Source organism: Nitrosophilus sp., from assembly GCF_982775275.1.
In genome coordinates, this window is record NZ_CEXZHP010000077.1 from 1 (window position 1) to 6,928 (window position 6,928).

The 6,928-nt window shown below is 33.5% G+C and carries 5 protein-coding genes; all 5 read right to left on the reverse strand.

Annotated elements, in window-relative coordinates; genetic code table 11:
- Positions 1 to 1,789: thioredoxin domain-containing protein (locus AC30RD_RS05065; RefSeq protein WP_489493223.1), on the reverse strand; the 1,789-nt coding region annotated here is incomplete at its 3' end.
- 11 nt (positions 1,790 to 1,800) lie between these two features.
- Complete coding sequence (locus AC30RD_RS05070) at positions 1,801 to 2,622, reverse strand: bifunctional riboflavin kinase/FAD synthetase (protein ID WP_489493225.1); 822 nt, start codon at positions 2,620 to 2,622, stop codon at positions 1,801 to 1,803.
- Entirely contained in the window at positions 2,612 to 3,331 is a 720-nt protein-coding gene (tlyA, locus tag AC30RD_RS05075) for a 23S rRNA (cytidine-2'-O)-methyltransferase TlyA (RefSeq protein ID WP_489493226.1), read from the reverse strand. Before tlyA ends, AC30RD_RS05070 begins: the two co-directional genes overlap by 11 nt.
- On the reverse strand, positions 3,321 to 4,568 hold the full coding sequence (locus tag AC30RD_RS05080; protein ID WP_489493227.1) for a cation:proton antiporter: 1,248 nt from the start codon (positions 4,566 to 4,568) through the stop codon (positions 3,321 to 3,323). Before AC30RD_RS05080 ends, tlyA begins: the two co-directional genes overlap by 11 nt.
- Entirely contained in the window at positions 4,568 to 6,541 is a 1,974-nt protein-coding gene (gene ligA, locus AC30RD_RS05085; RefSeq protein WP_489493229.1) for an NAD-dependent DNA ligase LigA, read from the reverse strand. The genes AC30RD_RS05080 and ligA overlap by 1 nt, the downstream gene beginning before the upstream one ends.
- Between the last annotated feature and the right edge of the window lie 387 nt (positions 6,542 to 6,928).

Sequence of the window (6,928 nt, forward strand, 5' to 3'; positions counted from 1 at the left end):
CGGCTCTAAAAGCTTCGGGGTAAAAGTAGGGATTATGAAAAATTAGCGCAGAGTGTCTGTTTATTAGATATTTTGCATCTTTGTCATATTTTATATCAACTAAAGAAGAAAGTTTTAAAAAATTGTGCATCATAATAGATAAAGGAGAGGTATAATAATCGTCGCTAATTTCCGCTACCGTTTTAAACGTATCGCTCAAATACCATCTTTTTTTATCAAAAAATCTCTTCTTTGCCTCTTTTGCCAATTTTGTCGCTAAATTTAGATATTTTTTATTCAAGCTTATCTCATAAGCGGTTATTAAAGCTTTTATCAAATAGGCATAATCTTCTAAAAGAGCTTTTTTCTGAGGCTTTTTATTATCTATAGTTTGATGATATAAAATATTTTTTTTCAACATCAAATCTATTAAGTTATTTAACGAGATTAGAGCCTCTTTTTTATAATTTTTATTAAAAATTGAGGCTTTTAATTTTGCGTCTATCATCATTGCGTTCCAGGAAGTAATAATTTTTTTATCTATAAAAGGAAATTCTCTTTTGGATCTAATCATCCATAAAAGCTTTTTTGCCTTTTTAACATCTTCGTTTGATATATTTATCCTATCGTTTATATAAGGATTTGAATACTCTCCATCTATATTTCCGTCCTCTTCGATACCAAAATATTTTAAAATCTCTTTTGCTCTTTGTGCACTAAATCCATTTTTAACAAAAAAATTTAGAGTATCTTTATAACCGTAAATAAAATATCCTCCTTCAACGCCTTTGGTATCGGCATCGCTTGCGCTATAATATAAACCTATTTTATTTTTATATCTTGTATCAAACTCTTTTATGGTATCTTCTGCGGTTTTTTTAAACAGAGGATTTTTAGTTAATCTATAAGCTTTAATATAAGTATCTATTAGTTGTGCGTTTGTATATAGCATCTTTTCAAAATGAGGAATTTGCCATCTTCTGTCGGTGGTATATCTAAAAAAACCGCCCTCAATCTGATCATATATCCCCCCTTTTGCCATTGCCTTCAACGTCTCATTTGCCATATCAAAAGCGTTTTTATCTTTGGTTATTAGATAGATATCCAATAGCGCGTTTATAGTGCTTGGCTGGGGAAATTTTATCTTTTTTGAAAAACCTTTGTAAACTTTGTCAAAATCATTTTGCGCTTGCAATACAAACTTTTTAGCAAGAGTCAAATCGAGCTGAACCGGAACATACTCTGCCTCTTCATACTTTTTCATCAAGCCCAAAACCGCATCGGCTCTTTTTTCTAAATATTTTCTCTCTTCTTTGTAAGCTTTTGCCAAAATTGGCAAAATGGTTTTTAACCCCTTAACTCCATATCCATCTTCTGGAGGAATATAGGTTGCGGAAAAAAAAGGTTTTAAATCCTCCGTTAAAATGATCGTCAAAGGCCATCCCCCACCACGTCTGTGCATAATTTGATATATTTTTTGATAATATTTGTCAATATCTGGGCGTTCCTCTTTATCAACCTTAATGGGTATAAAGTTTTCATTTATAATTTTTGCTATCTCTTCATTTTCAAAAGACTCTTTCTCCATCACATGACACCAGTGACAAGTGCTATATCCAATAGATAAAAATATAGGTTTATGCTCTTTTTTTGCCTTATCAAAAGCCTCTTTGCCCCAACTCATCCAATTTACAGGATTGTGTGCGTGTTGTAAAAGATAGGGCGATTCTTCATAAATTAGAGAATTTGTATATTTATGCTGTGCAAAAAGCAAAATAGAAAATATAGCTATTAAAAAAAACCTTTTCATAAATTTCCTTTTTATATGGTATGCTCTTTTACTATCTCCAAAGCGACATTTATATCTTTTTCGATCTGTTTTTTTAGCTCTTTTAAACTATCAAATTTTTTGTTGTCTCTTATTTTTTCAAAAAATAAAATAGTAACTTTTCCTTTTGCCTTTGGAATATCTTTTTTTATTATATGGGTTTCTATACTAAACTCTTTTTCAACTGTTTGGCTTTTTCCGATAAATGTAACCGAAGGCTCGTAAAAGCCCTCAACATCGGTAATCGTTGCGTAAACTCCATCTTTTGGGATTAAAAAATCTTTAACTACTATATTTATAGTGGGATAGAGCTCTTTTTTGCCCAAACCTCGCCCCTTTATTACATCTCCGACAATTTTATATGTATGCCCCAAAAGAGCGTTTGCCATCTTTATATCACCTTTTTTTAAAAACTCTTTTATTACTCTTGAGTGAACCGATATCCCTTTATATTTTACTTCAGAAACTACCTCAACTTCCCCGTCAAAATATCTTTTTAAATCATCTATTTTATATTTTCTATCTTTTCCAAAAGCAAAATCATAACCTACTACTATTTTTTTTAAATTTTTAAAATCCTCTTTCAATTTTTCAACAAAACCTTTAGCGTCAAGATCTTTTATCTCTTTTAGATCGTAAAAAAAACATTTTTTATCTGTATATTCGCATCTATATTCTCCAGGAGTCAATTGAGCGCTATTTTTATCGATTATAAGAATGGCTCCGTTTTTGGTAAGTCTTTTAAAAAGCTCCTGATGAGCTATATGCATCCCGTCAAATGCTCCTATAGCCAAACTATCTACGTTATTTTTCATAATCTATCTCCAAATAGTAAAAAAATTCTATATTTCCCTCTTTGCCGCTAATTTTAGACTTATCTTCTTTAACTATTTTAAAGCCGTATCGGTTTAGATTTTTCTCAAAATCCATTTTGCTCTTTATTATGGCATCTTCATCCAAAACTACGCCTTTTTTATCTCTTTTAACCTCTTTTCCAACCTCAAACTGGGGCTTAAAAAGAAGAATTACATCTTTTTTTGATACTCTTTTGATATCTTTTAACAGTTTTTTTAAACTAATAAAAGAGACGTCGCAAGTAACAATGTCAAAAGATATTTTTGGGAAAAACTCTCTTAAATCGGTCTGTTCCAAATTTACTACTCTTTGATCCTTTGCTAAACTTTTATCCAACTGATTTTTTCCAACATCCAATGCATAAACCTTTTTAGCGCCATACTCCAACAACACCTGAGTAAAGCCCCCGCTACTTGCCCCAATATCTAAAGCCACTCTATCTTTTATATCCAAATTTAGCCCCTCCAAAAAACCTTTTAGTTTCAAAGCGGCTCTGCTAACATATAAAAAATCTTTTTCTATCTTAATAATATCGGCCTCATTTACATCAAAAGAGGGCTTATTTATAATCTTTTCATTTACTTTTACAAACCCCTCTTTTATAAGCTCTATCGCTTTGTTTCTGCTTTTAACAAAACCTTTTTGAGTTAAAAATTTATCAAGCCTCAATTTTTATCTCTCCAGCTTTTTTTAAAGCCAACTTTGATAACAGGGGTCCTAAAAATTCATGTATAGCTGTAGCTCCGATTACTATATTTACCAAAATCTGCCCAAAATCGGCAAATTTTGGATTTTGATAAGACAAAAGCGCCAATCCTATAACGATGCCTCCTTGAGGAAAAAGAGAAAAAGAAAGATATTTTCTTACTACCAAAGGCGCGTTAGTTAAACTTCCACCAATCATCGTTCCTAAATATTTTCCCAAAAACCTCGCAAAAATATAGGCACCTACCAAAGGAAGATATTTTATTAAAAGATTAATATTTAAAAAAGCGGATCCCACAACAAAAAATAGCGTAAAAACGGCATCTTCTATATAATTTTCTATAGGTGCTACAAACTCAAAACTCCTTTTATAACTATTTGCTATAGTTATACCTACGCTCATTGTTGCCAAAAGCTCGTCAACGCCCAATATATGAGCTATCGAAAAAGTAAGAAAAAGAGTTCCAAAAGTTACCGTAACCTTCTCTTTTCTCTCTTTTGCAAATTCCCCTAAAAATTTTAGCAAAAAACCTCCAGCGATACCGAGAATTATCGCACCTAAAATATTAAAAGCTATTTTTATAGCCGCATCCGTTAAAACAATCTCTTGGCCACTTACTAAAGTTTGTGCTATGGAAGTTCCAAGCACAAAATTCATTATTCCCGTCGCGTCATCTAAAGCGGCTACCCCTAAAACGGAAGTGGTTAAAACCCCTTTTGCCTTATACTCATGGATAACCTCAAGAGTTGCGGCCGGATCCGTTGGAGAGGCAAGCGCCCCAAAAAGAAGCGCAATTGCCAAAACCACGCTAAAAGGATATTGGCTAAAATAGTAAAAATATGCCGTCATTGCCAAAAAAACGGCAAAATAAGCAATTTCCGCTTCGCCCAAAGTTATACCAAATATGCTTTTTCCTAAACCTTTTATTTTGTTCCAATTTAAAGAAGAACCTATCAAAAAGGTAATAATAGATAAACTTGCATGAGTTATAACGTCTGCTCTATCTAAAAAATCTTTATCGATTATCTCAAATACGTAAGGGCTCATCAAAACGCCGGCAACTATATATCCGCTAACCCTTGGCATTTTCAAAAAATTTGCGAGATTGCCAAGAAGATACCCAATAAGCAAAATTACGGCAACTTCAAAAAGTGCTCCTCCCTCTTTTATAAAATCGGTTATATTAAAAAAATCTTGCATTAGCTTTTAGCCTCTTCAATCATCTCCCACATTTTCTCTTCCGGCAAAAGCGTAACCCCTAAAGCTTTAGCCCTATCATATTTGCTTCCAGGATCTTCCCCGTAAAAAACAAAATCTGTATGTTTAGATACGCTATTTGTTACATGTGCGCCTAACGATTCTAAAATCTCTTTTATTTTACTTCTAGGCTCCCTCATCGCTCCCGTTAAAACCACGTTTTTACCCGTAAAAATATTCTCTTTGACCTCTTTTGTCTTTGGTTCGGTAGGCTTGATAATATCTATAAGCTTTTCTATCTTATCTTTATTAACCTCAACAAACTCTTCGATAGATTTTACCATCTCAGGACCAAAACCTTCTATATTCATAAGCTCATGGGGCTTTGCTTTATACCAATTTAACCCAAACTTTTCGCAAAGTTTTTTACTTGCGACTTCTCCTATATGCTCAATTCCCAACGCATTGACAAATCTCCAGCACTCTACCCCTTTTACTTTTTGAATAGCATCTAAAAGATTTTGAGCTTTTTTCTCGGCAAATAAAGGAAGTTTTAAAAGATCCTCTTTTTTTAGATAAAAAATATTTACAATATCCTTTACAAGACCTTTTTTATATAAAAGTTTTACCGTACTCTCCCCAAGACCTTCTATATCTAAACACTGCTTTGACGCAAAATAGATGATAGAGTTGACTACTCTTGCGGGGCAGCTAAGATTTTGGCATTTTATAAGTATCCCCTCATCCAACACAGGCTGTCCGCATACCGGGCAATATTTTGGTCTTTGAATCTTTTTTTCCTTACCTGTTCTATACTCTTTTAATACCTTCGTAATCTCCGGGATTACGTCACCGCTTCTAATAATTATCACCTTATCGCCAATTCTTAGATCTTTTCTCTCAATCTCGCTATAATTGTGTAAAGTTGCCCTCTCTACAATCACCCCCTCAATCTCTACAGGCTCTACTATCGCAACAGGCGTTATAACTCCGGTTCTTCCAACTTGAGGAATAACATCCAAAACGGTTGTCATTTTTTCAATTGCCGGAAATTTATATGCAACCGCCCATCTTGGATATTTCACCGTATAACCAAGTTTTTCGTGAAGATCCCTTTGATTTACTTTTATACACATCCCATCAAGCATTACCGGAAGATCGTCTCTGATGCTTCTAAACTCTTCATAAATCTTTTCTATCTCTTGTTCATCTTTACAAACACCCCTTTTAAAAGGCTTTAAAAAACCAAGAGAATATATAAAATCCATCATTTGACTTTGTAGATTTATATTTAATGTGTTATATCCCACTCCCCATGGATAAAAAAATAGCTTTCTTTTAGCGGTGATTTTTGGATCAAGCTGTCTAAGACTTCCAGCGGCGGCGTTTCTTGGATTGGCAAATGGGGTTTCTCCTTTGTTAACTCTCTCTTGGTTTAACTTTTCAAAATCATCCTTTTTTATAACAACCTCTCCCCTTATCTCAATCAAACCTTTATAATCGATACCAAGAGGTATGGAGGGAATGGTTTTTGCGTTTTGAGTAACATCCTCTCCAACTTCTCCGTCTCCTCTGGTTGCGGCTGATTTTAATAGACCGTTTTCATATATAAGATTTAGGCTAGCTCCGTCAAATTTTGGTTCTATATAAAAATCGAGATCGTTGGTTTGAGCATTTTTATATACTCTTTTTATCCAATCTTTTAATTCGTTCTCATTAAAAATATCTTCCATACTCCACATTTTTGTTAAATGTTTTATCTTTTTAAACTCTTTTGCAGGTTCCGCGCCGATTCTTTGAGTGGGCGAAGTTGGATCTATCTCATTAGGATGAGCTTTTTCATACTCTTCAACTTCATGATACAATTTATCATAAACTTCGTCAGGAACCAAAGGATTGTCCAAAACATAATAGGCGTAAGCCCACTTTTTAAGAGTTTTTACCGCCTCTTCATACTCTTTATGATTTTTTATCATTTTATAACCTTTATGAAGTCGTTATTTTTTGTCCGATTTTATAAAACCACTCAACTACTCAACTACTCAACAACTCAACTATTTTAACCACTCAACTACTCAACATTTTTAACTATTTTAACCAAATTGGACATTGGACATTAGATATTGGGAAATAGGAATTAGGCATTGGAAATTGAATCTTTTCTTACCCCCTTATCTCCTTACCCCCTTACCTCCTTCTCCCTTCAGCCTCTTACCTAACCACCCAACCACTCAACCTTTTTAACCATTTTAACTAATACTAAGCCTTCGGCTTTGTCCTCGCTCACTTTCTCACTTTTTAACTTTTTCACTTTCTAACTTTTAATTAACCGCAAATCTTCGCTCGCTTTACTCGCTTGATTT

Bases quoted from the DNA above. Each gene is read 5' to 3' on its own strand.
- AC30RD_RS05070 (WP_489493225.1), bottom strand. From the start codon at position 2,622: ATGAAAAATAACGTAGATAGTTTGGCTATAGGAGCATTTGACGGGATG.
- AC30RD_RS05080 (WP_489493227.1), bottom strand. From the start codon at position 4,568: ATGCAAGATTTTTTTAATATAACCGATTTTATAAAAGAGGGAGGAGCA.
- ligA (WP_489493229.1), bottom strand. From the start codon at position 6,541: ATGATAAAAAATCATAAAGAGTATGAAGAGGCGGTAAAAACTCTTAAA.